The following is a 26,363-nucleotide window of genomic DNA, read 5'->3' as shown; positions in this document are numbered from 1 at the left end:
TTCTACGCGAGACGGCGAGCGGGAACCGCGCACACGAGGTGCCAGTCGCTCAGGCCCAGGGAAGATCGTGGATCGCGCCGAACGCGCTGAGCAGCACGCCATCCGGACTGCCGAGGCCGGCACCGTGCTCCGCCCACACGCGCAGCGAGGTCATGACGGCCGCTGCGTTGGCGGCGCCGAGGATGTCGGCGCGCACGATGTCGACGCCGGAGGCGACTGCGGCCCGGGAGATCGCAGCGGCGAGCCGAGCATGGCGCAGGCCGGTGTCGCGGACGAGTTCGTCCTGCAACCCCATCGCCGCCGCATTCCGCAGCGCGAGCGCGAGCGGGTCTGGAGCGAAGTCCCGCACGATGACGTGCAGGATGCCGCGCACTCCCGGCCCGTCCGCCGTGCCCCCGAGTGCCTCGAGCGCGGAGATCGCCGCGGCGATGCGCTCGTCGACGCCCGACCACAGCACGTCGCTCTTCGAGGTGAAGTAGTTGAAGAAGCTCGAGCGACTGACGCCAGCGCGCTGGGTGATGTCGGCGACCGAGGTCGACTCGTAGCCGCGCTCGAGGAACAGCTCGCATGCGGCCTCGGCCAGGGTCTCGCGGGATGACGCCTTGGGGCGCCCAGCACGGCCGGTCACAGTCATGCACTCACGGTACCGCGAGCCGTGACGCGTGCGCCCTCATCGCCAACCAGGCGTATTGTTGGACGCGATACAACTAGCCGTCGTAGGACACATCGATGCGGAGAGAAGCGCATGCTCGACATCCTCAGACCCGGACTCGCCCCTCAGTACGTGCCGTACACCGAAGGGTGGGAGCTGCAGCGACGAGTCCATGCAGACGTGGTCGACGGCACGCGCCCCGACACGCTGATCCTGCTCGAGCACGAAGCGGTGTACACGGCAGGCAAGCGCACGGAGCCGCAGGAGCGTCCGCAGGATGGCACCCCGGTGATCGATGTCGATCGGGGTGGGAAGATCACCTGGCACGGCCCTGGGCAGCTCGTCGGTTATCCGATCGTGCGGCTCCCGGAGCCGATGGACGTCGTCGCGCACGTCCGGCGCCTGGAGCGCCTGCTGATCGACATCCTCCGCCCGCTCGGCGTCGACGGCTATCAGGTCGACGGTCGCAGCGGCGTCTGGGTGCGCCGCCCCCTGTCCGAGGACAAGGTCGCCGCGATCGGCGTGCGAGTGCAGCAGGGCGTGACGATGCACGGCTTCGCACTCAACTGCGACAACACCCTCGCCGGCTTCCGCGGCATCATCCCGTGTGGGATCACCGATGCCGGAGTCACGACCGTGAGCGAGATCATCGGCGCCCACGTCTCCCCCACCGACATCGTCGATCGCGTCGCGATCGCCTTCACCGACGAGTACGCAGGAGTGACCGCATGACCGCCGCCCCCGAAGGACGCAAGCTGCTGCGTCTGGAGATCAGGAACGCCGAGACACCGATCGAGCGCAAGCCGGAATGGATCAAGACCAAGGCGAAGATGGGCCCCGAGTTCACGGCACTGCACTCCCTCGTGAAGAGCGAGGATCTGCACACCGTGTGCCAGGAGGCCGGGTGCCCGAACATCTTCGAGTGCTGGGAGGACCGCGAGGCGACGTTCCTGATCGGCGGTTCGCAGTGCACCCGCCGCTGCGACTTCTGCCAGATCGACACCGGCAAGCCTGACGCGTACGACACCGACGAGCCACGCCGCGTCGCGGAGAGCGTGCAGAAGATGGGACTCCGTTACGCCACCGTCACGAGCGTCGCCCGCGACGACCTGCCCGACACCGGAGCGTGGCTCAACGCCGAGACCGTCCGGAAGATCCACGAACTCAACCCGAACACCGGCGTCGAGCTGCTCGCGAACGAGCACAACGCCGATCCGGCCTTCCTCGGCCAGATCTTCGACGCCCGTCCTGAGGTCTTCGCGCACAACGTCGAGACGGTTCCGCGCATCTTCAAGCGCATTCGCCCTGCCTTCCGCTACGAGCGCTCGCTCGATGTGCTCACGCAGGGCAGGAACGCCGGTCTCATCACGAAGTCCAACCTGATCCTCGGCATGGGCGAGGAACCGGAGGAAGTCGTGCAGGCGCTGCAGGATCTGCACGACGCCGGCTGCGACATCATCACCATCACGCAGTACCTGCGCCCGACGCCGCGGCACCTGCCGGTGGCGCGCTGGGTGAAGCCCGCGGAGTTCATCGAGTTCAAGGAGGAGGCGGAGCGGATCGGATTCCTCGGAGTGCTCGCGGGGCCCCTGGTGCGCTCGTCCTACCGCGCGGGACGCCTCTGGGCGCAGTCGATGGTGTCGAAGGGCCGCGAGATCCCGCCGCACCTCGCGCACATCGCCGAGAGCGCAGATCTGGGGTTCGCTCAGGCGGTGTGATCCCGCGTCAGTCGGCGCTCATCACGGACTGCACGCCGCCGTCGGAGCCGAGGTTCACGAGCAGCACGTCATCCGTCGAATCGGCGTCGAGCGCATACTCGAGCACGGCGAAGGGCTCCGACCCGCCGTGCTCGTCGGCGAGGATCGTCATGCTCATGAGCCGCAGCGAGCGGATGATGTCGACGGCCGGGTCGCCGGAGACGTCGACCAGCACATCGACGAGTTCATCGCCATAGGCCTCCTGCTGCTGCAGGATGTACTCGGTCACCTCGCTGGTGCGGTCGTCGACCTCGGCGAGCATGCCGCGGCGGGCGGTGTCGTCGACGCTCTCGAGTCCGGCGATGAGCGATGCGGCGATGTCCAGCGCTTCGGACGACACGTCGTCCTGGTCGGGCGCGGTCAGATCCACGGTGACGCTCTGGTCGCCGAGCTCGACGGTCTCCGACCAGAAGATCGAGCCGTCGGGACCGGAGGAGAGCAGTCCGAAGTAGTCGTGTTCGATCGCCATATTGCTATGAAACCAGCCCTGTGCTCACGGCGGTAGTCCCGTCGTCAACCGACAAGGGACTGCACGAACACGTGAGGGGTGAAACCGGTCAGATCGTCGATGCCCTCGCCCTGTCCGAGCAGCTTGACGGGGATGCCGGTGCGCTCCTGGACGGCGAGCACGAACCCGCCCTTCGCCGAGCCGTCGAGCTTGGTGATCACCAGTCCGGTGACCCCGGCGTGCTCGAGGAAGGACTCGGCCTGCAGCACGCCGTTCTGTCCCGTCGTGGCATCCAGCACGAGCAGCACCTCGCTGATCGGTGCCTGCTTCTCGACGACGCGGCGGATCTTGCCGAGCTCGTCCATCAGGCCGCCCTTGGTGTGCAGCCGACCGGCGGTGTCGATGATGGCGATCTCGATGCCTTCGCGCTTGGCGTACTCGATCGTCTGGAAGGCGACGGATGCCGGATCCTGTCCCTCCTGCTGCGGACGCACGATCGCGGCGCCGCCACGCTGCGCCCAGGTGGCGAGCTGATCGACGGCAGCCGCACGGAACGTGTCTGCAGCACCGACCACGACGCTGCGCTGGAACCCACGCAGGAACTTCGTGAACTTGCCGATCGTCGTGGTCTTGCCGACGCCGTTCACGCCGACGACCAGGACAACGGCTGGGCGCTCGGTGAGCTTGAGCGTCGTGTCGAACTTCGCGAAGTGCTCTTCCAGCGTCTCCCGCAGCATGCGCTGCAGGTCCTTCGGATCAGTCGTGCGGTAGCGCTCGACCTTCTCGCGCAGCTCCTCGACGATCCGCTCGCTGATGTCGGGGCCGAAATCGGCGGTGATGAGCGCTGTCTCGAGGTCTTCCCACGTCGTCTCATCGATGGTGGGCTTGACGAACATGCCGCGCAGTGCGCGACCGAGGGACCAGGACTTTTCCGCCATGACTCCAGACTACGGCGTGGCCGAGTCGCAACAGCGCAGCCTGCGCGCTCAGCTCGCCGCGGCGGCGGCCCGGTCGCCCACGCGCTGACCGACCACGGCCGAGACGCCGTCCTGGCGCATCGAGACGCCGTAGAGGGCATCCGCGATCTCCATGGTGCGCTTCTGGTGCGTGATGACCAGCAGCTGCGAACTCTCTCGCAGCTGCTCGAACACGGTCAACAGTCGACCGAGGTTCGCGTCGTCGAGCGCTGCCTCCACCTCGTCGAGGATGTAGAACGGGCTGGGCCGTGCCTTGAAGATCGCGACCAGCAGGGCGACAGCGGCCAGCGAACGCTCACCGCCCGACAGCAACGAGAGCCGCTCGATCTTCTTGCCGACGGGCCGGACCGACACCTCGATGCCGGTCGTGAGCATGTTCTCTGGGTCGGTGAGCGAGATGCTCCCCGTCCCCCCGGGGAAGAGCAGCGGGAAGACCTCTCCGAATGCCTGCTTGGTGTCCTCGAACGCGCTCGCGAAGATGGTCTGCATCCGCTCATCGAGGTCGCCGATGATCGTCAGCAGATCCTGGCGGGTCTGCGTGAGGTCTGCCAGTTGCTCGGTGAGGAACGCGTGCCGCTGCTCGAGTGCCGCGAACTCCTCGAGCGCGAGCGGGTTGACTCGACCGAGTTGCGCGAGCTTCCGCTCCGCCTCGGTGAGACGGCGCTGCTGGATGCGGCGATCGAACGGGATCGCGGTGTCGTCCACCAGCTCGCCGTCGGCCGGCTCCGCGCCGGGATCCCTCGGAACCAGCTGGTCCGGACCGTATTCCGCAATAAGAATATCTTCATCGAGTGCGAGTTCCGAAGCGACCCGTTCCAGCAGGCTGTTCAGATGCAGCTTCTTCTCGTGGATCTGCAGTTCGAGTCCGTGCACGCTCTCGGTCAGCCCGGCAAGCCGCTCTCGCAGAGACGCCTCCTGCGCCCGGAACGCGGTGAGTTCTTCGTTCTGCGCGGATCGTGCGGCCTCAGCCTCGCCGAGCGCGATCCGCGCCTCGGCGACCGACCGGTCGAGCGAATCCAGGATGCGGGGCAGCTCGGAAGCGACGCCGGATGCCGACTCGCGCTGAGCCCGCCGGATCACCGCGCGCCGGGCCGCCTCAGCAGCAGCGTCGCGCTCCTGCTCGCGCTGACGTTCGAGGCCGGCGACCCGCGCCTGGCCCGCTCGCACGCGCTCGCGCAGCGTCTCGATGTCGAGTCGCGCCCTGACTTCAGCCTCGCGCGCCGCCTCGAGCGCTTCGAGCAGTCCGTCTCGCGCCGAGGCGTCGAGCACCGGCCTCGGTGCCGCCACTGCCGCGTCGACCGCGTCGCGTGTCGCCTTGGCCTTGGCCTCGGCATCGGCCACCGCCGCCTGCGCTTGTGCGAGCCCGGCTTCCAGGCGCTCGCACTCGGCGACAGCCGCTTCGTGCTGCACCGTGATCCGGTTCACCTGCTCGGCGTGGGTGGCGAGTGCCGCGTCGTGCTCGCGCAGTGCGCGCAGCGAGTCCTTCGCATGCCGTCGGGTCGTCTCGACGGCCTCGTTCGCGTCCTCCCGTGCCTCACGCAGCGAGTCGACGACGATCTGGATCTCGACGAGGCGCTCCATCGCGGCATCACGCTCTGCCGCGAGTTCGAGACGAGAGCGCTCACCGCCCGACCCGGTCCGCAGCGTCTGCGCCGTGACCACGTCACCCGTGACCGTCACGATGGTGGTCGTGGTGTCCCCGGCGGCGTCGAGGACCGCGCGGGCGTCGCGTGCAGAGTCGAGGCTGTCGGCGATCAGGACGTGGGCGAGCACACCGAGCACACCGTCGGGCGCCGTGACGGTATCGACCGCCGGCGTCACGCCGTCGATCACGGGGAGTTCGATCGAGGGACGGGCCGCGTCGGCCACGACGAAGTCGACGATCCCCCTGCGTGCGTCGGCCGACTCCCTGGCGAGCGTGAACGCATCAGCGGCCGTGTCGACGAGCACGCCTTCAGTGAGCGGACCGAGCACCGCAGCCACGGCGGCCTCGAAGCCTGCGCGCACCTGCACGGCGTCGCCCACGAGTCCGCGGACACCGGGTCCCCCGGTCTGCACGACCTCGGCGGCTCCGCCCGACAGCGCGAGCGCGCTGCTGAGCGCCGCAGACTTCGCGGTGAGCGAGTCGACCTCGCGCTCTGCGGCATGCAGGCGCTCACGCAGAGACTCTCGTTCGGCCTCGGCGGCGGTCGCAGCCCGCTGGGCAGCGTCGTACGCGGCGGAGTGCTCGGCCGCGGATCCCTCCGGCGCCTCGGCGTCGTCGATCGACTCGAGTGCTTCGGCGGCATCGCGTCGGCGCGCATCGGCGGCCTCCAACGCGTTCTCCTGTCGAAGCACCGCACCCCGGACCGCGGCGAGAGCCGAGGCCGCGGCATCCGCCGTTCCCCGAAGCGACGTGACCCGCATGTCGTACTGCGAGACCAGCGCACTCTGCTCGGCGATGTCGACATCGAGCGTGTCGAGCTCGGCGCGAGCATGCATGACCTCGCGGCTCGCCGATGCCGCAGCATCCTGCGCATCGCCCAGTCCCGCGGAGATCTCGGTGATCTCGTCCTTGGCCTCGTCGATCGTGGCCTGCGTGACGGTGATGGCGGTGACCGCCGCGTCGTCCTCCTCCGAGCCGAGCAGCGCGAGCCGCTGGTTCGCGAGCGTGTACAGCCCGCGCATGCGCTCCTGCACCTGCTCGAGACCGAAGGTCACTCCCCTGGCCTGGTCGACGGCGACCGAGTTCTGGTCCTGCTCGAGTCGCGCGATCCCGGCGCGCACGGCATCGGCCTGATCCGAGAGCACCAGACGCTCGGTGTGGCGTTCATGCTCGGTACGGGTGTGATCGGCGAGAGCCGTGCGCAGGGCGACGACATCATCCGCGAAGATGCGTGCCTTCGCGTCGCGCACGACCGCGGCGATCGTCTGAGCCTCACGGGCGATCTCCGCCTGGCGGCCGAGCGGCTTCAGCTGCCGCCGGATCTCGCCGGCGAGGTCGCTGAGGCGGGTGAGGTTGGTCTCCATCGCGTCGAGCTTGCGGAGGGTCTTCTCCTTGCGCCGTCGATGCTTGAGGATGCCGGCGGCCTCTTCGATGAACCCACGGCGATCTTCGGGCGATGCCTGCAGCACGGTGTCGAGCCGGCCCTGTCCGACGATCACGTGCATCTCACGCCCGAGGCCGGAGTCGCTCAGGAGCTCCTGCACGTCGAGCAGACGGCAGTTCTCGCCATTGATCGCGTACTCGCTGGATCCATTGCGGAACAGCGTGCGACTGATCGTCACCTCGGCGTAGTCGATCGGCAGGGCGCCGTCGCTGTTGTCGATGGTCAGCTGCACCTCGGCGCGGCCGAGCGGACCACGAGTGGACGTGCCGGCGAAGATGACGTCCTCCATCTTGCCGCCGCGAAGGGTCTTCGCACCCTGCTCGCCCATCACCCAGGCCAGTCCGTCGACCACGTTCGACTTGCCTGATCCGTTCGGACCGACGATGCAGGTCACTCCCGGTTCGAAGACGAAACTGGTCGGCTGCGCGAACGACTTGAAGCCTTTGAGCGTCAAGCTCTTCAGATGCATGCGGGCGCCGTTCGTCCGGGGAGATTCACGCCCATACGCTATCGGTATCCCGCGCCACCGCTGGCATCCCGCGCGGGCGGATGACGATCCCATGCCGTGTGCGACACGCCGAGCGGAGACCCGAATGCTTGACGTTCGCCGTAAGCGTTCGCTACGGTAGGCCACCGGATCGCCACACGAAAGGAGGTTACCGATGATCACTCAGCTCAACGCACAGGCCACAGGCCTCGCCGCGCCAGCGCACTCCGCGCCGCGCCTTGCGCCCTCGGTAGCCACCGGCATCCGTCTCAGCGCACGCGGATAGCACCGCAGTCCGAGCCCTCATCCCATCGGGAGAGGACTCTGCGATACATCCGCTGCCTCGACCACTCGATCGTCTGATCATGGTCCTCGCCGCATCGACTTCCGTCGATCACCCGGCCAGGGGAATGACGCCATCCGGGCGCAACTCCCGTCTCGACCCCGCCCGCACAGGGCGACGTGTCGCCATGCTTCGCATCTTCTGCTTCAAAGGAATCATCGTGAATACCACGCTGCCTCTCAGCGCCGTCCGCCCTCCCGATACCGAGGACCGTCAGGTCCTCCAGATCCCCGCTCCCGAGGAGCTGCGTGAACTCGCGTTCTCGGATCGTCTCTCGTTCCGCATCGGCCTCTGGCTGATGGAACGGGCGCAGCGTCCGCACGGTCGACGTGCACGACGCGTCGCCGATCCGCTGCTCCTGCGCGAACACACCCTGTCACCGCGTGAGTCCATGGCCCTGCTCACCTTCGATCTGCAGCGACAGCTGCGCTGATCGGAGCGACGCATGACCATCGACCTCATCGCCGGTGCGACGCTGCATCCGCTCGTGCTTCCGGCACAGGCGGATGCAGCGGATGCGGGCGAGTTCCGTGAACTCGCCCGCATCCGCAACCTCATCTACCGGGAGCTCACCGGACGGGACGAGCAGGATCTGTCCCCCGCCGAACTCCTGCCACTCCTCCGCTCCCGTCGTGAGCGCAGCACGTCTGTCTGGACGGTGCGGCTCGATGACGAGGTCGTCGGCCGGGCCGTCGTCGATATCCCGCACGACGAGGGTTCGCGGATCGTCCACGCCGCGATCGAGCTGCTGCCCCGTGTCTGGGGCCGCGGCATCGGCACCGCCGTGTTGCCGCACATCGAAGCCGTCGCGCGCGAGCACGGGCGCAGCGTGATCCAGAGTTGGGTCGAGCAGCAGGCCGGCGACGGTCCGCGCCTCGAAGCGCCGACCGGCTTCGGCAGCGTGCCGCAGGACCACGTCGCGCGATTTCTGCAGACCAACCGGTTCACGCTCGAGCAGGTGTACCGGGTGAGCCGGCTCGACCTCACCGACGAGACCCGCGCGCACGTGCAGCGGCTACTCGACGAAGCGCAGGCTGCAGCGTCCGGGTACCGAGTCGTGCAGTGGACGATGCCGGCACCGGCCGACCGCCTCGAGGGGTACGCCTGGCTCAAGTCCCGCATGTCGACGGATGCGCCGGCGGCGGGTCTGGAGGTCGACGAGGAGACGTGGGATGCTCAGCGCGTGACCGAGATGGAGCAGCGCGTCGCTCAGATGGGGCGGACGATCCTGGTGGTGGCCGCTGAGCACATCGAGACGGGCCAGCTCAGCGCGTTCACCGAGCTGGGCATCGGATCCGATCGGACCGGCGTGACCCACCAGGAGGACACGCTGGTGCTCTCGACGCACCGCGGTCATCGACTCGGGATGCTCGTGAAATGCGCCGCCCTCCTCGCCTGGGCACGCATCGCACCCGAGTCACCCCACGTCATCACGTACAACGCCGAGGAGAACCGGCCGATGCTCTCCATCAACGAAGCCATGGGCTTCCACGCAATCGCGTACGAAGGCGTCTGGAAGAAGGAACTGAAATGACGATCGCAGATCTGACGATCACCCCGCTCACCGTCCCCCGGTCGCTCGACGCGCCGGACGCGGCGGACTTCATCGCGTTCGGCGAGCTCAACAGGCTCGTCTGCGACGAGGAGGTCGGACTGCCCGATCTCGCGCCGTCCGCCGCGCAGATGCTGGCGTCCTGGCAGGACGACTCCGACTCGCTGCACGTCGGGTTCGTCGCCAGGCGCGACGGCGAGATCGTCGGCATGGTCTCGCTCGTCTACGCGCAGGAGGAGCACGCACGAGCAGCCGAGTTCGATCTGCTCGTGCCCGCCGCCTACGCGGAGGACCACATCGCCGAGTCGCTGCTCGCCTTCGCTGAGGAGGACGCGCGACGCCGTGGGCGCGACGTACTGCAGACGTGGACGCTGCACCGCCCGGCCGGCACGGGCGAGTCACTGACTCCGAAGACCGGATGGGGACGCATCCCGGCGACGGCGCTGTCGGCGCTGCTCCAGGCGCACGGCTACGGACTGGAACAGGTGGAGCGCAACAGCGAGCTCGAGCTGCGCGCTGACCCGTCGACGCTGCAGCACGCGCTCGATGATGCGCTGGCGGCCGCCGGCCCGGACTACCGGGAACTCGGCTGGCAGCTGCCGACGCCGCCGGAGCTGCGCGACGGCTACGCATCAGTGCTCGCGCGGCTCGTGACCGACGCACCGAGCGGCGACATGGAGTTCGACGAGGAGACCTGGGACGCCGAACGTGTCGTTCGCCGTGACGGCCGATTGACCAGCGCAGGACAGCTGGTCTCGGTCTCCGCGATCGAGCACGTGCCGACCGGTGAGATCGTCGCGTACAACGAACTGCTGATCGGAGAAGATCGCGCCGGAGTGACGCACCAGTTCGGCACGCTCGTCGCGACCGAGCACCGCGGTCACCGCCTCGGCACGATCGTGAAGTGCGCGAACCTGCTGCGCTGGCGCGAGCTGGTGCCGCTGTCGACACGGGTCTCCACGTTCAATGCCGAGGAGAACCGGCCCATGCTCGATATCAACGAGGCACTCGGATTCGCGCCGGTGTCCTTTGCGGGCGCCTGGCAGAAGAAGCTCTGAGCTCGTGCGGCGCCGAACTCATCCTCCCGGATGACGTCGGCGCCGCACCTTCATCCGCCTGGCCGACGCTTCCCGCCCGACCTCCGGCGAGGCTGGAAGGCATGAACAGTCCCGTCATCGAAGCCCATGCGCTCACCAAGACCTTCGGCCCGACCCGCGCCCTCGCCGGCGTCGACCTCGCGATCGCGCGAGGCGAATCCGTGGCGATCATGGGCGCCTCCGGTTCCGGCAAGACGACGCTGCTCCATGTGCTCGCAGGTATCACCACCCCTGACACGGGGTCGGTGGTGTTCCACCCTGCACAGGGGGCGGCGATCCAGGTGGCTGCGCTCCCGGAGACGGGGCGCTCCCGGCTTCGTCGCGAGCGCTTCGGCTTCGTGTTCCAGCAGGGGCTGTTGATCCCGGAGCTCACCGCGGTCGAGAATGTCGCGCTCGCGTCGATGATCAACGGCGTGCCACGGAAGGATGCCGTCCAGCACGCAGCGTCCTGGCTCGCGGCCCTGGGGTTGGCCGGCATGGAGGATCGGCGGATCGGCGAACTCTCCGGCGGTCAGGCGCAACGCGTCGCGATCGCACGAGCGCAGGCGACCGGCGCCGAGCTCGTGTTCGCCGACGAGCCCACCGGTGCGCTCGACTCGCAGACCTCCGCGGAGGTGATGGATGCACTGCTGTGGTCGACGACCGGGCAGGGGCGAACGCTCATCGTCGTGACGCATGACGCGGATGTCGCGGCTCGCTGCTCCCGCACGATCGCCGTCAGCGACGGTCGGATCGTCTCGTCGGCGGTGGCCGCATGAACCGCCACGTGCTCGCCCTCCTGCTCCGCCCCGATTCCGGGGAGCGGAGCCTGATCGCGTTGCCGCTCATCGCCTTCGGCATCGTGACGACGCTCGTGCTCACCGTGATCGGCGGCGCGCAGTCATTCTGGACGTGGACCGGCGAGATGGCGCCCATCTATCAGGCGCTCGCTGCAATCGCGCTCGTGCTCCTCGTCGTCCCGCTGCTGTCGCTCGGCGGCGCAGCGGCGCGCCTGTCAGCGCGGCGCCGCGATGAGCGCTTGTCGACGTTGCGACTGCTCGGCGTCTCCCCCGCAGGCGTCACGGCGGCGACCGTCATCGAGTCGGTACTGCTCGCGGGAGTCGGCGCTGCTGCCGGAGTCCTGACGTATCTCGCGGCGAGTCCGCTGATCGCGCTCATCCCGTTCCGCGGCGAAGCGCTCGGTCTCCCCGGCGTCCTACTCCCACCCGGCCAGGTGGCGATGGTCGTCGCAGGCGTTCTGCTGCTTGCCGCGGTGAGCGCGGTGATCGGCCTGCGCAAGGTCGTGATCTCCCCGCTCGGCGTGCGCATGCGCAGCACGGTCTCGACGGTGCACTGGATCCGCGCGGTCATCGCGGTCGGTGTGCTCGCGATCGCCTATGCACTGATCTCGGTGTTCCCCTCGGTCGCCGGCTTCGTCACCACCATCGTGGTGCTCGCCGGACTCTTCGCCGCTGCGATCGCCGTGCTGAATCTCATCGGCCCCTGGATCCTTCGGGTCACCGCGACCGCGCAGCTTCGACGAGCAGAGCGTCCCGATCGGCTGCTCGCCGCCCGCATCGTGCTCGACTCGCCCAAGGCTGCATGGCGTCAGATCGGTGGCATCGCGATGGCGAGTTTCATCGCCGTCTTCGCCGGCACCGGCGTCTCCCTCATGAACGTGATGGGTGCGGCCCAGGCAGAGGCCGAGCTCGCAGCCGACATGCGCACCGGGCTGATCATCACGCTCATCGGGTCGTTCCTGATGGTCGCCGCGTCGGTCGGCGTGAACCAGGCGTCCGATGTGCTGGACCAGCGTGAGCTGCACCGGAGCCTGCACCACCTCGGGATGCCGCTCGACACGGTCGACCGCGCCCGACGCCGCGCGATCATGTCGCCGTTGCTCATCACCGCGATCGGATCGGCGGTGTGCGCCGGGGTGCTGGTGTTCCCGCTGATGGGACTCGCCTTGATCACCGCGCCGGAGTCGCTCCTGACGATCGTCGCGGTGGTGACCGCCGGAATCGGCATCGTCTGGCTCACGACGAGGGCCACGCGTCCGCTGCTGACCCGATCGTTCGCCACGGTGTGAGCGGAGTTCTCGGGGGCGCCGGCGTCTCTGCCACCGTCCGGTCGTCGCCGTGCCCGACGCGCGCTACCGCGTCAGCGCAGTCGGCGCTGGCAGCGCGGGCAGTAGTGGCTGGACCTGTTCATGAACGCCTCTCGGCGGATCGGGCCACCGCACCGAGGACACGGCTGACCGCCACGTCCGTAGGCGTTCAGCGAGTGGGCGAAGTAGCCGGCCTGTCCGTTGACGTTGACGTACTGGGCATCGAAGCTCGTGCCGCCCTCGGCGAGTGCCTTCGCGAGCACGGACCGCACTTCGGCGAGGAGCCGATGGACCGCACGCGTCGACAGCAGATCGGCAGGTGATTCCGGATGGATGCGGGAGGCCCAGAGCGACTCGTCGGCGTAGATGTTGCCGATGCCGCTCACGACGCCCTGATCGAGGAGCACGCGCTTGATCGCACTCGACCGGTGCGCGAGTGCGGTTCGGAATCCGGCGTCGTCGAACAGCGCGTCGAGCGGATCACGCGCGATATGGCGCACCTGAGACGGGATCGCCGTCGGCCCGTCGGCCACCAGCGAGTCCACCGCCAGCGAGCCGAAGGTGCGCTGGTCGGCGAAGACGATCGCGAGCTCTCCATGGGTCGGATGCTCGAGGCTGATCCGCACCCGTTCGTGACGCTCCGGTGCCGCCTCCGGTGCACGCAGCAGCATCTGACCGCTCATCCCGAGATGGGCGATCAGTGCCGATTCCGGCGAATCCAGCGGCAGCCACAGGAACTTCCCGCGCCGAGACGCTCCGGTGAACGTGCGGCCCTCGAGGCGCGCGACGAAATCCGCCGAGCCGGCAGCATGTCGGGTGAGCGCACGCTCGTCGAACACGCTGACGGCGGTGATCACCGAGCCGACGGCGGCCGGCGCGAGTCCGGCGCGGACGACCTCGACCTCGGGGAGTTCAGGCACGCTCGCTGAGCGTCCGCCACGCGCTGAGCGCCGCCGCCATCTCCGCCGTCTTCTTGCTGCTGCCGACGCCTCGCATGCTGACATCGCCCACGATCACCGTCGCCGTGAACCGGCGGTCGTGATCGGGTCCGCTCGCCTCGATGAGGTACTCGGGCGGGGTGGCTCCCACACGGGCAGCGAGCTCCTGCAGGCTCGTCTTCGGATCCATCGCCGCGCCGTAGCGCTCGGGATCCGCAAGCAGCGGAGCCGTGAGTCTGAGGACCAGTTCCGTCGCGGCATCCGGGCCGGCCGACAGATACGTGGCGCCGATCACGGCCTCCATCGTGTCTGCCAGGATCGAGTCCTTGTCGCGACCGCCGGTCTGCTCTTCGCCACGGCCGAGCAGCAGGTGGCTGCCGAGGTCGATCCCCCGCGCCACCTCTGCCAGAGCGATGGTGGAGACGACGCTCGCGCGCCGCTTCGCCAGCTGTCCCTCGGAAAGGTCCGGGTGCGTGGTGAACAGCATCACCGTGACCGCCTGACCGAGCACCGAGTCACCGAGGAATTCCAGGCGCTCGTTGTGCGGAATACCGCCGTGCTCGTAGGCGTAGGAGCGGTGGGTCAGGGCCAACTCCAGAAGCTCCGCGTCGATATCGACGCGGAGCTTAGCTGGGAGAGGTCTCGTCCCCCCGGGGACCTCGGTCACGATTGGTGGTCGTGATTCAGACGTCGGCGACCTTGCGGCCCTTGTACTCCAGGAACAGCTCAGTGCCCTGCGAGTCGGTGACGACCTTGGCCTGGTGAGGACGGCTGTACACGACCTGGCCGTTCTCGATGGTCTTGACGAGGGCGACGGGGGCCGCCTTCCACTGCGCGCGGCGCGAGCGGGTGTTCGAACGGGAGACCTTACGCTTCGGGGGGTTACCAGCCATGACTAGCTCTCTTCTTTCTCGGCGGCACGAGATTCATCCGCGCCGTCTTGGTCTGTGATCTGCTGGAGCGCGCTCCACCGAGGATCGATGGGAGCCGCCTGCTCCGTTCCGGTGCTCACGGCCAGTCGTTCACCCGTTCTCGGGTCGAGACCCGGGCAATCCGGCTGACACACCGGCTGAAAAGGAAGCGACAATACGGCCGCATCCCTGACGAGAGTTTCAAGATCCACGTGGTCGTCTTGAACCTCGAAGTCAGTTTCTTCCTCACCAGGATACGCGAAAAGCTCCTGGAACTCGACTTCGACGGGCCGAGTGATGTCGATCAGGCATCTTCCGCACACGCCGACGTACTCCGCTTCGGCATTTCCGGACACGAGAATGCCCTCGTGGACCGACTCCAGACGCACATCGAGATCGATGTCGCTGCCTGCTTCGATCGCGACGATGCCCTCGCCCCACGCTTCTTTCAGGGCCACGGAGAATTCGTGTTCGCGCATCTCACCCGGACGTCGGACGATGTCGCGGACGGGAAGAATGAAAGGGCCGTTCAGTCGGGAGCGCACCTCTCCATGCTACCGGCTCACCCTGGACAGGGCCTCAGGAGTGTCTGCGGTCAGATGCCGCGTGCACCGGTGTCGAGGAAGGCAGCCACTGCCGGAGGAACGAACGGAGACACGTCTCCGCCGAGGGAGGCGACCTGTCGGACGAGCGAGCTCGACACCATCGCGTGGGATGGGTCCGGCAGCAGGAACACGGTCTCGATGCCGGCGAGGTGTCGGTTCACGATCGCCATCGGCGACTCGTAGGCCACATCGATCTGCGAACGGATGCCCTTCACGAGGACCCCGGCGTTCACATCGCGCGCGTAGTCGACGAGCAGTCCCATGCTCCACGATCCGATCACGATGTTCCCGGTCATCCCGTCGTCTTCGATCGAGCGCTCCAGCAGCTCGAGACGATGCGCGATCGGCAGCATCGCTTCCTTGCCGGGGTTGTGCACCACCAGCACGTGCAACTCGTCGAAGAGACTGGCTGCTCGTCGGATCACATCGAGATGACCCAACGTCGGCGGATCGAAGGAACCCGGGACGACGGCGATCCGGCTGCTCATGCCACCAGCCTAGGGCACGCCCGATATCCGGACGCCGAGTCCGTCACGGAGCGTCAGTTCTTCGCGAGTGCAGCACGATCCTCGTCGCTGACGCGGCGGCGGATGACCTCTCGGAGACCGTCGTGCTGGGCGAGCTCCGGATCGTCGTCGAGAATCCCCTCGGCGATGTCCCGGGCGGCGGCGATCAGTCCAGCATCCTTCACGACCCGCAGCAGCTTGAGCGAGGAGCGCACGCCGGCCTGCGCAGCACCGAGCACGTCGCCCTCACCACGGAGTTCGAGGTCGACCTCGGCCAGCGCGAAGCCGTCGAGCGTGGCGGCGACCGCCTCCACGCGATCCCTGGCGAGCGAGTCGACTTCCGCTTCGGTGACCAGCAGGCAGAGCCCGGGCACACCGCCGCGGCCGACGCGACCGCGCAGCTGATGGAGTTGGGAGACGCCGAAGCGATCGGCATCGAGCACGATCATCGTGGAGGCGTTCGGCACATCGACGCCGACCTCGATCACGGTCGTCGCGACCAGCAGGTCGATCTCACCACGCGCGAAGGCCTGCATCACGGCGTCCTTCTCGTCCGATGGCATGCGTCCGTGCAGCACGGCTCTGCGAACACCACCGAGCGTCGGATGCGTCGCGAGCACCTCATCGAGCTGCACGACCCCCCACCGCGGTCCGCTGGCACCCTCAGGGGCGACCACCGGCACCGCCGGCTCGGCCTGCTCCCCGGGCTTCTTGGTCGTGTCGATCGCAGCGCACACCGCGAACACCTGTCGCCCCTGCGCGATCTCCTCGGCCGCACGCTCCCACACGCGATTGAACCACCCGGGGTGCTCCGCCAGCGGCGCCACGAACGACTCGATCCCGGCGCGTCCGGCAGGCATGGTGCGGATCACCGACGTGTCGAGATCGCCGAAGACGGTCATCGCGACGGTTCGAGGGATCGGCGTGGCTGTCAGGACCAGGGCGTGCGGACTCGACCCCTTCGCGCGCAGCGCCTCACGCTGCTCGACGCCGAACCGATGCTGCTCGTCGACGACGACCAGGCCGAGGTCGGCGAACGTGGTCTTCTCTCCCAGCAGCGCGTGCGTGCCGACGACGATCAGCGCCTGCCCAGAGGCTACACGCAGTGCCGCCTTGCGACGCTCAGCGGCCGGCATCTGACCGGTGAGCAGCGTCGGCATCACCAGCGGCGCCAGCTGCGGGCCCAGCATCTTCGCGATCGAGCGCAGGTGCTGCCCGGCGAGCACCTCGGTCGGCGCGATGAGCGCCGCCTGTCCCCCGCTCTCGGCGACCTGCAGCATGGCCCGCAGTGCGACGAGTGTCTTCCCGGAACCGACCTCGCCCTGCACCAGCCGGTTCATCGGCCACGTGCCGACGAGGTCTTCCGCGATCTGTGCGCCGACCGTCTGCTGGTCGGGCGTGAGCGTGTACGGCAGCGTCGCGTCGAAGCGCTCCAGCAGCCCACCAGGCGCCGCGCTGCGTGCGGTGGCCGACAGCGCGCGCACGGCAGCCCGCTGCTGCAGCAGGGCGGTCTGCAGGGTGAGCGCTTCGTGCATGCGGAGCGTGCGCACGGCCGGATCGATGTCGTTCTTCGTCCGAGGGCGGTGGATCAGCTCCAGCGCCTCCGGCGCGGTCAGCAGTTCCTCCCGCACCCGCACGGACTCGGGCACCGGGTCGGGGACGTCCGCGAGATCGTCGAGCACTCGGCCGATGAGTCGGGCGATCTGCCAGGTCTGCAGCGTGGAGGTGGCCGGATAGATCGGGATCGGCACGGCAGCACGGGCATCGGCGCGGCGCCGCGCTGCGTCCTCATCGTCGAACAGCTCGTACTCGGGATGCGAGAACTGCGTGGTGTTGTTGAACATGCCGACCTTGCCCGAGAACACACCTCGGCGACCGACCGCGAGGTCCTTCGCTCGCCACTCGGCCGCACCGACGTTCTTCGCGAAGAACGTCAGCGACATCCGACCGATGCCGTCTCCGATGATCACCTCGACCATCGCACCTGGCCGGTTGCGCATGCGCCGGAAGCTCGATGAGAGCACCTCGGCGACGATCGTGACCGTCTCGCCGATCGGCAGATCGCGGATCGGCGTGAGCTCGCCCGGATCGGCGTACCGACGGGGATAGTGGCTCAGCAGATCGCCGACGGAACTCATGCCGAACGCACGATCGAGGGTCTTGGCGGGGGCCACGCCGAGGGCCTCCTCCAGCGACGAATCGAGCGTGAGCGACATGCTCCGAGTCTAAAGAACGCCGCGGACACCCCGACCCGCGTGCGGTCGGTATCGTGTTCGGGTGACCAGGATCATCTCCGGCAGCGCCGGCGGCGCCAGACTCGACGTCCCGAACGCCGGCACCAGGCCCACCAGCGACCGTGTGCGCGAATCCCTGTTCGGCGCGCTGGACTCCGCGGATGCCATCGAGGGTGCGCGAGTGCTCGATCTCTACGCGGGCTCGGGAGCCCTCGGACTCGAGTCGCTCAGCCGGGGCGCATCGAGCGTCGAACTCGTCGAGAGCGGGCGCGCTGCCGCCGCGGTGATCCGCCGGAATGCCGCGACCGTCGCGCGAGCAGGGAACCTGCCGACCGCGCGAGTGCATGAGAGCGCGGTGCGCCCGTACCTGCAACGCGCGAGCGGCCCGTTCGATCTCGTCTTCACCGATCCGCCGTACGACCTCGACGACGCAGCGATGGACGGCGATCTGCAGCTGCTCGCACCCCTGCTCGCACCCGACGCGCTCGTCGTGGTGGAACGCGCGAAACGGTCGACCGCACCCGACCTGGCATCGGCCGGCCTCGAACTGATCCGAGAGAAGTCCTACGGCGACACCACGCTGTGGTGGGCGACGCCGGTGGACATGGACGACTCGGCTCAGCCGGACGCCTCGGCTCAGCCGGACGCCGAGTCCCAGTCCCGGTAGGGATCCCAGCCGCTCACATCGACCTGCTCGTCGTCGCAGAGCAGCGCTTCAGGTCCTTGTTCGCGCACCTCGCCGATCACGCGGAAGCCCGGGGGCAGAATCCCCTCCGGGAATGTGGCGAGCAACGCGTGGTCCTCGCCACCGGCCAGCGCACCGGCCGGGTCGGCGCCCAGTGAGGCGCTGTCCAGAGCGATCGTGATCCGCGAAGCCGCTGCCATGCGGCGGGCGTCGAGTGCCAGCCCGTCGGAGACGTCCATCATCGCGGTCGCACCGGCTGTCGATGCGACCGGGCCGAGACCGATCGGGGGCGACGGCCGCAGCTGCGCATCCACTGCGCCGCGCTCTCCTGGTGCGAGCTTCGACGCGTCGACCGCCACCGGCACGCCGTGTTCGGTGAATCGGCCGAACAGGATGCCGAGTCCGCGCGCGGCATGCCCGAGCTCACCCGCCACCGCGACCACATCACCGGGACGCGCGCCGGCGCGGGTCACCGCACGTCGTCCGCCCAGATCGCCCAGCGCCGTCACGGCGACCGTGAGCACGTCGGACGTGGTCAGATCGCCGCCGACCACCGCGCACCCCGGCGCGAGCGCATCGCAGGCATCGCGAAAGCCGTCGGCCAGCCGCTCGACGAACGACAGACGCAGATCGCGCGGGATCGCGAGGGCGACCAGCAGCGCGGTCGGTGTCGCACCCATCGCTGCGACGTCGGCGAGGTTCACCGCGGCCGCCTTCCAGCCGAGGTCGTAGCCGTTCGTCCATGCGAGTCGGAAATCAGGGCCGTGCACGAGGGTGTCCGTCGTCGCGACGACCGTGCCGGATGGCGCCGCGATCACGGCCGCATCGTCGCCGGGGCCGATCAGCGTGTGCGTCGCCGGCGCGGTCCGAGACAGGATCGCGTGCAGGATGGCGCCTTCGGAGAGGTCGCCGAGGCGCGGATCATCGGCTTCGGGTCGGGAGGACATGCTGTCAAAGGTAGCCTGGAAGCATGTCCCGTCTTCACCGTCTCGCAGCCGCCGGTGCTGCGCTGACCGCGGTCGCGTTCCTCTCCGGCTGCTCGACCACGGTGCATCTCGAACCAGCGGTCGACGCGAACAATCCGGTGTGCGCCGCGGTCTCCGTGCTGCTCCCCGAGAACGTCGGCGGCTTCGACCGCGTATGGACCGATGCCCAGGCGACAGGCGCATGGGGCGACCCCACGATCGTGCTCCGATGCGGCGTCGAACCGCCTGCACCGTCCGCGCTCGTCTGCACCACGCTCGGTGGCATCGACTGGCTCGTACTCGACCAGGAGGACACCAGGCAGCGTCTCGTGACCTACGGTCGCGACCCCGCAGTCGAGGTCAACATCAAGCGCGGCGAGGAGATCGACTTCGGGACGATCGTCGACAAGCTCTCCAAGAGCATCCAGTCCGGGCTCTCCCCAGCGACTGCGAAGTGCACGGATCGCGTCGAGTTCCCCGTCGGCTGAACACCGCGGGGAATCTCGACGGCTGATCCTCAGCGCCGGAGACCGGCCTCGATCAGCTCCGAGATCAGGTCGCCGTAGCTGAGCCCCGACGCGACCCAGCACTTCGGGAACATCGAGATCGGCGTGAACCCGGGCATCGTGTTCAGTTCGTTCACGACGAGACCGCCGTCCGACGTCAGGAACATGTCGACCCGCGCGAGGCCGCGTCCGTCGACCGCGTCGAAGGCTCGGATACCTGCATCCTGGATCGCGGCGAGCTCCTCCTCGCTGACCTCAGCGGGGCAGACGACGTCGACGCCGTCACCGCCGAGGTACTTGCCCTCGAAGTCGTAGAACCCACGCGCGGTCAGCACGATCTCTCCGGGGAGCGAGGCACGGGTGCCGTCGGCGCTCTCGAGGATCGCGACCTCGATCTCACGACCGGTCACACCGGTCTCGATCAGCACCTTCTCGTCCTCCGCGAAGGCGATGGCGAGTGCCGCGTCCAGTTCGTCGAGCGCGTCGACCTTCGAGACGCCGACGCTCGAGCCGGCGCGAGCCGGCTTGACGAACAGCGGGAGACCGAGCTCGGCCACGGAATCCCGAATGGCCGCGGCATCCGCATCCCACTGCCGACGTCGAACCGTCACCCAGGGGGCGACCGCCAGGCCGGCGGCCTGCAGCGCGATCTTCATGAAGTGCTTGTCCATGCAGAGTGCGGAGTCGAGCACGCCGCCACCGGCGTACGGCACCTCGAGCGTGTCGAAGTAGCCCTGGATCGTGCCGTCCTCGCCGTGGGTCCCGTGCAGGATCGGCAGCACGACGTCGATCTCGCCGAGGTCGTCGATCGAACCGTCGGTGCGCACGACGCGCAGTGTGCGGTCGCCGCCGGGCTCCGGCCAGCGCACCCGGCTGCCGTTGTCGACGACCTCCGGCAGATGCTCGGCATCCAATGGGAACTTCGCCGGGTCGTCGTCCTCGAGGACGAACGCCCCTTCACGGGTGATCCCGACCGGGATCACGGCGTAGCGGTCGCGGTCAATCGCGCCCAGCACGCCCCCCGCCGTTGCGGAACTGATCGAATGCTCGCTGGAGCGCCCTCCGAAGAGCACCACCACCGTCTGCTTGTCCATGGTTGGTCCTCTCCCCTTGCGGGGTGTCGTCGTCCGTCGTCAGGTGGGGGGCGATGTCACGGGGATCCATCTTGCCATCGAGCACCATCTTCACCTGCTCGACGATCGGCATGTCCACTTCGGACTCGCGCGCGAGCTGCAGCACCGGTGCGACGGACGCGAGGCCCTCCGCGGTCTGCTGCATCTGCTTCACGACGTCCTGGAAGCTGTAGCCCTGTCCGAGCAGCCGCCCTGCGGTGTTGTTCCTGCTCAGCGGCGACTGGCAGGTCGCGATCAGGTCGCCGAGCCCGGCCAGCCCCTGGAGCGTCTCCGGGTGCGCGCCGTTCGCGACCGCGAAATCGGTCATCTCCACGAGGCCTCGCGTGATGATCGATGCCTTCGTGTTCTCGCCGTAGCCGACGCCGTCCACGATGCCGATCGCGACCGCGATCAGGTTCTTCAGCACGCCGCCGAACTCCGTGCCGATGACGTCGGTGTTCACGAAGGTGCGGAAGTAGCTGTTCCGCGCCGCCCTGGCGACGATCTCTGCCGTCTCCTGGCTGCGCGAGGAGATCACGGCGGCCGTCGGCTGCTCGCGGGCGATCTCGAGTGCGAGGTTCGGACCCGATGCCACCGCGATGCGGTCGGGGTCGCAGCGGAGCTCCTGCTGGATCACCTGGCTCATGCGCAGTCCGGTGCCGCGCTCGACGCCCTTCATCAGGCTGACGATCTTCGCGTCACTGTCGGCGAGGAGCGGGCGGAGCGCCTTGAGGTTCTCGCGCAGCGACTGGCTCGGCACCGAGAGGTACACCTGCTCAGCGCCGTCGAGCGCCGTGGCGAGCTCGTGCGTCGCGGCCATCGACCGCGGCAGGTTGATGCCGGGCAGATAGCGGGAGTTGCGCTTGGCCTCGTCGATCTCGTGCGCGAGCTCGGCTCGACGGGCCCACATCGTGACCTGGGCGCCGCCGTCGGCGAGGATCTTGCCGAAGGTGGTGCCCCAGCTGCCGGAGCCGATGACGGTTGCTCTCGGACCCGTCTGCACGATCTTCTTAGGAGTCAAGGCGACCCGTCTCCTTCTGGCCGTGCGTCGTGGGGTTCCAGCGTTCGGCCGGCGCCTTCTCGTCGCGGAGCTGCTCGAGCAGCACCGTGATGGCGTTCATCAGACGGGTGGTCGCCTCAGTGAGCGCGGCCTGCTCTCCCGCGCGTCCGCGCAGGTCGGAGACGTCGATGGGGTCGCCGATCAGGACGCGGACCGGCTTGCGCAGCGGCCAGAGGCTCAGACCCTTCTGGTAGCGGCCCATGATCTCCTGCGTGCCCCACTGGGCCATCGGGACCAGCGGGATGCCGTCAGCGAGCGCAAGACGCACTGCACCGGACTTGCCGCGCATCGGCCACAGCTCGGGGTCGCGCGTCAGCGTGCCCTCCGGGTAGACGATGACGCCGCGGCCGTGCTCGACGAGCTCGGCCGACTGCTTCATGGTCTGCTTCGCCGCGGTGGCCGAGGAGGTGCGAGCCACCGGGATCATCCCGGTGCGACGCATGATCCATCCGAGCACCGGGATGCGGAACAGGCTCTCCTTCGCCATGAACCGCGGAGCGCGGCCGGCTCGCCACACGGCGACGGCCACGACCAGCGGATCGAACTCCGAGTAGTGGTTCGGCGCGAGGACGAAGGAGCCTTCCCCCGGCAGCTTCTCCGCGCCCACCACTCGGATCTTCGCGAGCAGCGACACCAGCGGGATCACCACCACCGCAACCGGCCAGAACAGGCTCGGTCGCGTGACCTCGGAGGACCGGGCACTCATGCGGGTCACCGGAGGACGTCGAAGTCGGCGCCGACCGCATCGAGCTTGGCGAGGAACTTCTCGTACCCGCGACTCAGGATGTCGACACCGGACACCTTCGATTCGCCGGATGCCGTCAGTGCGGCGATCACGTGGCTGTATCCGCCACGGAGATCGGGGACGACGATGTCTGCGCCGTGCAGCGGCGTCGGACCGGTGATCACGGCCGCCTGCTCGAGGTCGCGGCGCGGGACGCGGCGAGGACCGTCCTGCAGGCCGCGCGGGTGCACGACGATGTCGGCGCCCATCTTCACGAGGGCGTCGGTGAAGCCGAGCCGATTCTCGTAGACGGTCTCGTGCACGACCGAGCGTCCATTCGCCTGCGTCAGGGCGACGACGAGCGGCTGCTGCCAGTCGGTCATGAAGCCGGGGTGCACGTCGGTCTCGATCACGACGGGCTTGAGCTCGCCGTCGCGCCGGAAGAGGATGCCGTCCTCCTGGATGTCGAACCAGCCGCCGGCCTTGCGGAACACGTTCAGGAACGTGAGCATCTCCTGCTGCTTGGCGCCGCCGACGAAGATCTCACCGTCGGTGGCCAGCGCAGCGGATGCCCAGGACGCTGCCTCGTTGCGGTCGAAGATCGAACGGTGGTCGTACCCGCGGAGCTTCTCGACGCCCTCGATCACGATGACCCGGTTGGGCTCGTACGAGATGATGGCGCCCATCTTCTGCAGCACGGCGATGAGATCCATGATCTCGGGCTCGATGGCGGCGTTGCGCAGCTCGGTCACGCCCTCGGCGCGGACGGCCGTGAGCAGCACCTGCTCGGTGGCGCCGACACTCGGGTACGGCAGGTGGATGTTCGCGCCGTGCAGACGGGCGCCGCCCGTCGAGAGACGGATGCCGCTCGGGAGCTTCTCCACGACGGCGCCGAACTTGCGCAGCGCGTCGAGGTGGAAGTCGATCGGACGGTCGCCGATGCGGCATCCGCCGAGGTCGGGGATGAAGGCCTGACCGAGACGATGCAGCAGCGGGCCGCAGAACAGGATCGGGATGCGCGACGCGCCGGCATGGGCGTCGATCTCCTCGAAGTGGGCGGATTCGACATCACTCGGGTCGAACACCAGTGAACCCGGCTCGTCGCCCTCGGAGACGCGGACGCCGTGCACCTCGAGCAGCGAGCGCACCACGGCGACGTCACTGATCGCGGGGACATCCCGCAGGGTGCTCACCGTCTCGCCGAGCAACGAGGCCACCATCGCCTTGGTGGCGAGGTTCTTCGCACCCTTGACGTCGACACGTCCGCGCAGCGGGCGCCCTCCTCGGATGGCGAGGACGTCGCCGGTGAGAGCAGGGGCTCCGTCCGGAAGAGCATCGCGCACGGGTGTCGTCATTCGGAGCCTCACTTCATTCACTGATATCGGGGCGGTCGCCCCCTTGACCCCCCGACCTGCCCCCTAGTGCTGAATGGGGAGAGTGCGGGGCCGCCACGACTCGCGACGGGCCTCGAACTGCGCGATCTTGTCTTCGTTGCGCAGCGTGAGCCCGATGTCATCGAGCCCTTCGAGGAGCCGCCATCTAGTGTAATCGTCGATCCCGATGTCGGCCTGGACGTCGCCGATCGAGGCGGTGCGCGCCTCGAGATCGACCGTGATGCTCGTGCCGGGATTCGCGTCGATCTCGGCCCAGATCCGCTCGAGGTCCTCTTCCGAGATCGTCGCGGCCAGCAGGCCCTGCTTCCCCGAGTTCCCGCGGAAGATGTCAGCGAAACGGGGACTCAGGACCACCGAGAAACCGAAGTCGCGGAGCGCCCAGACGGCGTGCTCGCGGCTCGATCCCGTGCCGAAGTCGGGGCCGGCGACGAGCACCGACGCGCCGATGAACGGCGCCTGGTTCAGCACGAACTCCGGGTCCTGCCGCCAGCCGTAGAACAGCGCGTCGTCGAAGCCCGTCTTGGTGACGCGCTTCAGGAACACGGCGGGGATGATCTGGTCGGTGTCGACGTTGGAGCGCTTCAGCGGCGCTGCGATGCCGGTGTGGGTGACGAACTTCTCCATGATCAGACCTCTTCCTCGATCAGCAGATCACTGGGACTCGACAGCGTCCCGCGGATGGCGGTCGCTGCGGCGACGAGCGGCGAGACCAGGTGCGTCCGTCCGCCCTTGCCCTGGCGGCCTTCGAAGTTCCGGTTCGAGGTCGAGGCGCAGCGCTCCCCCGGCGCGAGCTGATCGGGATTCATGCCGAGACACATCGAGCAGCCGGCGAATCGCCACTCGGCGCCGAAGTCGGTGATGATCTTGTCGAGACCCTCCGCCTCTGCCTCGAGACGCACCCGCGCCGAGCCGGGAACGACCATGACACGCACGCCGTCCGCCTTCTGCTTGCCCTGGATGATGGATGCGAAGGCACGGAGATCCTCGATGCGACTGTTCGTGCACGAGCCCATGAAGACCGCGTCCACCGGCACCTCCTTGAGCGGGGTGCCTGGCGTGAGGTCCATGTACTCGAGCGCACGTTCGGCGGCGGCCCGCTCGTTCGGGTCCGCGATCTCGACCGGGTTCGGCACCGAAGACGACAGCGAGCTGCCCTGGCCGGGGTTCGTGCCCCAGGTGACGAACGGCTCGAGCTCGTCGGCGTCGATGAAGACCTCGGCATCGAACGTCGCGCCCTCGTCGGTGGGCAGCGTGCGCCAGTAGGCGACGGCGTCGTCCCAGTCCTGGCCCTTCGGCGCATGCGGGCGGCCCTGCAGGTACTCGAAGGTCGTCTCGTCCGGCGCGACCATGCCTGCGCGGGCGCCGGCCTCGATCGACATGTTGCAGATGGTCATGCGGCCCTCCATCGACAGCGCACGGATCGCGCTGCCGCGGAACTCCAGCACGTAGCCCTGTCCACCGCCGGTGGTGATCTTGGCGATGACGGCCAGGATGATGTCCTTCGCCGTGACACCGGGACGAAGCGTGCCGTCGACGGTGATCGCCATGGTCTTGAAGGGCTTCAGCGGCAGCGTCTGGGTCGCCATGACGTGCTCGACCTCGCTCGTGCCGATGCCGAAGGCCATGGCGCCGAATGCTCCGTGCGTCGAGGTGTGCGAGTCGCCGCACACCACCGTGATGCCGGGCATGGTGAGTCCGAGCTGCGGGCCGACGACATGCACGATGCCCTGCTCGGCGTCGCCCAGCGAGTGCAGTCGAACGCCGAACTCGGCGGCGTTGCGACGAAGCGTCTCGATCTGGGTGCGGCTGGTGAGGTCCGCGATCGGCTTGTGGATCTCGAGCGTCGGGGTGTTGTGATCCTCGGTCGCGATGGTCAGGTCCAGGCGACGCAGCGGACGGTTCTCGCTGCGGAGGCCGTCGAAGGCCTGCGGACTGGTCACCTCATGGACGAGGTGGAGGTCGATGTAGATGAGATCCGGCTCGCCGTTCTCGCCCTTCACGACGAGATGGTCGTCCCAGACCTTCTCGGCGAGCGTGCGGGGGCGAACGGAATCGGCACCGGGTGCGGGGGTGTTCATTGCGTGTCTCCTGAGGATGGCGGTTCGGCCCACGATGGACTCCGCGACGAGGAGGGGCTCAGAACGAGATCTCGTCGCGGCCGCTAAGAAGGAGCACGATCCGCATGTCGTCAGATTACCACCGCTTCGGCGGGCGATGACGCGACGTGACACTCTA

At 68.4% G+C, this 26,363-nt stretch carries 26 protein-coding genes; 9 read left to right on the top strand and 17 right to left on the bottom strand.

Translation table 11 applies throughout. From position 1 onward, the window contains the following. Positions 1 to 49 precede the first annotated feature (49 nt). On the bottom strand, positions 50 to 634 hold the full coding sequence (locus tag V7Z82_RS02605) for a TetR/AcrR family transcriptional regulator (RefSeq protein WP_334147708.1): 585 nt from the start codon (positions 632 to 634) through the stop codon (positions 50 to 52). Between the two features lie 111 nt (positions 635 to 745). On the opposite strand from V7Z82_RS02605, the gene lipB reads away from it, so the two are divergent. Next, positions 746 to 1,384, top strand: coding sequence for a lipoyl(octanoyl) transferase LipB (gene lipB, locus V7Z82_RS02600; protein ID WP_334147707.1), 639 nt, complete (start codon positions 746 to 748; stop codon positions 1,382 to 1,384). Then, the gene (lipA, locus tag V7Z82_RS02595) at positions 1,381 to 2,370 is read left to right on the top strand and encodes a lipoyl synthase (RefSeq protein WP_334147705.1); all 990 of its coding nucleotides are present in this window, start codon (positions 1,381 to 1,383) and stop codon (positions 2,368 to 2,370) included. Before lipB ends, lipA begins: the two co-directional genes overlap by 4 nt. Positions 2,371 to 2,377: 7 nt before the next feature. Here lipA and V7Z82_RS02590 read toward each other — a convergent pair whose 3' ends face one another. The 3 genes from V7Z82_RS02590 to smc are packed head-to-tail and all read right to left on the bottom strand — an operon-like array spanning position 2,378 to position 7,392. Further along, entirely contained in the window at positions 2,378 to 2,878 is a 501-nt protein-coding gene (locus V7Z82_RS02590) for a DUF2004 domain-containing protein (RefSeq protein ID WP_230113542.1), read from the bottom strand. Positions 2,879 to 2,922: 44 nt separating this feature from the next. Continuing rightward, positions 2,923 to 3,795: a signal recognition particle-docking protein FtsY gene (gene ftsY, locus V7Z82_RS02585; RefSeq protein ID WP_045280399.1), complete on the bottom strand. Its 873-nt coding sequence runs from the start codon at positions 3,793 to 3,795 to the stop codon at positions 2,923 to 2,925. Positions 3,796 to 3,843: 48 nt separating this feature from the next. Then, a complete protein-coding gene (gene smc, locus V7Z82_RS02580) occupies positions 3,844 to 7,392 on the bottom strand; it encodes a chromosome segregation protein SMC (protein ID WP_334147701.1) in 3,549 nt (1,182 codons plus the stop codon). A gap of 521 nt (positions 7,393 to 7,913) precedes the next feature. Between smc and V7Z82_RS02575 the strand changes: the two genes are divergently transcribed. The 5 genes from V7Z82_RS02575 to V7Z82_RS02555 all read left to right on the top strand — a co-directional run bounded on the left by V7Z82_RS02575 (position 7,914) and on the right by V7Z82_RS02555 (position 12,470). Further along, positions 7,914 to 8,186: a hypothetical protein gene (locus tag V7Z82_RS02575; RefSeq protein ID WP_334147699.1), complete on the top strand. Its 273-nt coding sequence runs from the start codon at positions 7,914 to 7,916 to the stop codon at positions 8,184 to 8,186. A 12-nt stretch (positions 8,187 to 8,198) separates the two neighbouring features. Beyond that, a complete protein-coding gene (locus V7Z82_RS02570; protein WP_334147697.1) occupies positions 8,199 to 9,287 on the top strand; it encodes a GNAT family N-acetyltransferase in 1,089 nt (362 codons plus the stop codon). Next, positions 9,284 to 10,363 (top strand): GNAT family N-acetyltransferase, encoded by a 1,080-nt coding sequence (locus V7Z82_RS02565; RefSeq protein ID WP_334147695.1) that lies wholly within the window; start codon positions 9,284 to 9,286, stop codon positions 10,361 to 10,363. Before V7Z82_RS02570 ends, V7Z82_RS02565 begins: the two co-directional genes overlap by 4 nt. Positions 10,364 to 10,464: 101 nt before the next feature. Next, positions 10,465 to 11,160, top strand: coding sequence for an ABC transporter ATP-binding protein (locus V7Z82_RS02560; protein ID WP_334147693.1), 696 nt, complete (start codon positions 10,465 to 10,467; stop codon positions 11,158 to 11,160). Further along, a complete protein-coding gene (locus V7Z82_RS02555) occupies positions 11,157 to 12,470 on the top strand; it encodes an FtsX-like permease family protein (protein ID WP_334147689.1) in 1,314 nt (437 codons plus the stop codon). Before V7Z82_RS02560 ends, V7Z82_RS02555 begins: the two co-directional genes overlap by 4 nt. 71 nt (positions 12,471 to 12,541) lie before the next feature. Here V7Z82_RS02555 and mutM read toward each other — a convergent pair whose 3' ends face one another. The 6 genes from mutM to V7Z82_RS02525 form a co-directional block, all read right to left on the bottom strand. Continuing rightward, positions 12,542 to 13,408 carry a bifunctional DNA-formamidopyrimidine glycosylase/DNA-(apurinic or apyrimidinic site) lyase gene (mutM, locus tag V7Z82_RS02550; RefSeq protein WP_334147687.1) on the bottom strand — a complete coding sequence of 289 codons (867 nt, stop codon included), beginning with the start codon at positions 13,406 to 13,408 and terminating at the stop codon, positions 12,542 to 12,544. Next, positions 13,401 to 14,093, bottom strand: coding sequence for a ribonuclease III (rnc, locus tag V7Z82_RS02545; protein ID WP_334147686.1), 693 nt, complete (start codon positions 14,091 to 14,093; stop codon positions 13,401 to 13,403). Before rnc ends, mutM begins: the two co-directional genes overlap by 8 nt. A gap of 16 nt (positions 14,094 to 14,109) precedes the next feature. Continuing rightward, positions 14,110 to 14,319, bottom strand: coding sequence for a 50S ribosomal protein L32 (rpmF, locus tag V7Z82_RS02540; protein WP_017830754.1), 210 nt, complete (start codon positions 14,317 to 14,319; stop codon positions 14,110 to 14,112). A 2-nt stretch (positions 14,320 to 14,321) separates the two neighbouring features. Next, a complete protein-coding gene (locus tag V7Z82_RS02535) occupies positions 14,322 to 14,870 on the bottom strand; it encodes a YceD family protein (protein ID WP_334148323.1) in 549 nt (182 codons plus the stop codon). 62 nt (positions 14,871 to 14,932) lie between these two features. Beyond that, positions 14,933 to 15,430, bottom strand: coding sequence for a pantetheine-phosphate adenylyltransferase (gene coaD, locus V7Z82_RS02530; RefSeq protein ID WP_334147661.1), 498 nt, complete (start codon positions 15,428 to 15,430; stop codon positions 14,933 to 14,935). A gap of 53 nt (positions 15,431 to 15,483) precedes the next feature. Beyond that, complete coding sequence (locus V7Z82_RS02525) at positions 15,484 to 17,664, bottom strand: ATP-dependent DNA helicase RecG (protein WP_334147659.1); 2,181 nt, start codon at positions 17,662 to 17,664, stop codon at positions 15,484 to 15,486. Between the two features lie 61 nt (positions 17,665 to 17,725). Here V7Z82_RS02525 and rsmD point away from each other — a divergent pair, with 61 nt between their 5' ends. Continuing rightward, the gene (gene rsmD / locus V7Z82_RS02520; RefSeq protein WP_334147657.1) at positions 17,726 to 18,349 is read left to right on the top strand and encodes a 16S rRNA (guanine(966)-N(2))-methyltransferase RsmD; all 624 of its coding nucleotides are present in this window, start codon (positions 17,726 to 17,728) and stop codon (positions 18,347 to 18,349) included. On the opposite strand, the gene thiL is transcribed toward rsmD, so the two are convergent. Continuing rightward, the gene (gene thiL / locus V7Z82_RS02515) at positions 18,319 to 19,314 is read right to left on the bottom strand and encodes a thiamine-phosphate kinase (RefSeq protein WP_334147655.1); all 996 of its coding nucleotides are present in this window, start codon (positions 19,312 to 19,314) and stop codon (positions 18,319 to 18,321) included. The genes rsmD and thiL overlap by 31 nt on opposite strands. Before the next feature lie 23 nt (positions 19,315 to 19,337). Here thiL and V7Z82_RS02510 point away from each other — a divergent pair, with 23 nt between their 5' ends. After that, the gene (locus tag V7Z82_RS02510; protein ID WP_334147653.1) at positions 19,338 to 19,820 is read left to right on the top strand and encodes a DUF3515 domain-containing protein; all 483 of its coding nucleotides are present in this window, start codon (positions 19,338 to 19,340) and stop codon (positions 19,818 to 19,820) included. Positions 19,821 to 19,849: 29 nt separating this feature from the next. On the opposite strand, the gene V7Z82_RS02505 is transcribed toward V7Z82_RS02510, so the two are convergent. The 6 genes from V7Z82_RS02505 to leuC all read right to left on the bottom strand — a co-directional run bounded on the left by V7Z82_RS02505 (position 19,850) and on the right by leuC (position 26,206). Then, positions 19,850 to 20,932 (bottom strand): D-alanine--D-alanine ligase family protein, encoded by a 1,083-nt coding sequence (locus V7Z82_RS02505; RefSeq protein WP_334147651.1) that lies wholly within the window; start codon positions 20,930 to 20,932, stop codon positions 19,850 to 19,852. Then, positions 20,838 to 21,971 (bottom strand): NAD(P)H-dependent glycerol-3-phosphate dehydrogenase, encoded by a 1,134-nt coding sequence (locus V7Z82_RS02500; RefSeq protein WP_334147649.1) that lies wholly within the window; start codon positions 21,969 to 21,971, stop codon positions 20,838 to 20,840. The genes V7Z82_RS02505 and V7Z82_RS02500 overlap by 95 nt, the downstream gene beginning before the upstream one ends. Beyond that, positions 21,961 to 22,716 carry a lysophospholipid acyltransferase family protein gene (locus tag V7Z82_RS02495; protein ID WP_442927560.1) on the bottom strand — a complete coding sequence of 252 codons (756 nt, stop codon included), beginning with the start codon at positions 22,714 to 22,716 and terminating at the stop codon, positions 21,961 to 21,963. The genes V7Z82_RS02500 and V7Z82_RS02495 overlap by 11 nt, the downstream gene beginning before the upstream one ends. A 5-nt stretch (positions 22,717 to 22,721) precedes the next feature. Further along, positions 22,722 to 24,089 (bottom strand): UDP-N-acetylglucosamine 1-carboxyvinyltransferase, encoded by a 1,368-nt coding sequence (gene murA, locus V7Z82_RS02490; protein WP_334147645.1) that lies wholly within the window; start codon positions 24,087 to 24,089, stop codon positions 22,722 to 22,724. A 63-nt stretch (positions 24,090 to 24,152) separates the two neighbouring features. After that, positions 24,153 to 24,752, bottom strand: a complete 600-nt coding sequence (gene leuD / locus V7Z82_RS02485; protein ID WP_334147643.1) for a 3-isopropylmalate dehydratase small subunit — start codon at positions 24,750 to 24,752, stop codon at positions 24,153 to 24,155. Positions 24,753 to 24,754: 2 nt separating this feature from the next. Further along, positions 24,755 to 26,206, bottom strand: a complete 1,452-nt coding sequence (leuC, locus tag V7Z82_RS02480) for a 3-isopropylmalate dehydratase large subunit (protein WP_334147641.1) — start codon at positions 26,204 to 26,206, stop codon at positions 24,755 to 24,757. Positions 26,207 to 26,363: the final 157 nt, after the last annotated feature.

The sequence above is a fragment of the Microbacterium sp. genome (assembly GCF_036823965.1).
Lineage (GTDB): Bacteria > Actinomycetota > Actinomycetes > Actinomycetales > Microbacteriaceae > Microbacterium.
This window is presented reverse-complemented; position numbering and strand designations above follow the sequence as displayed.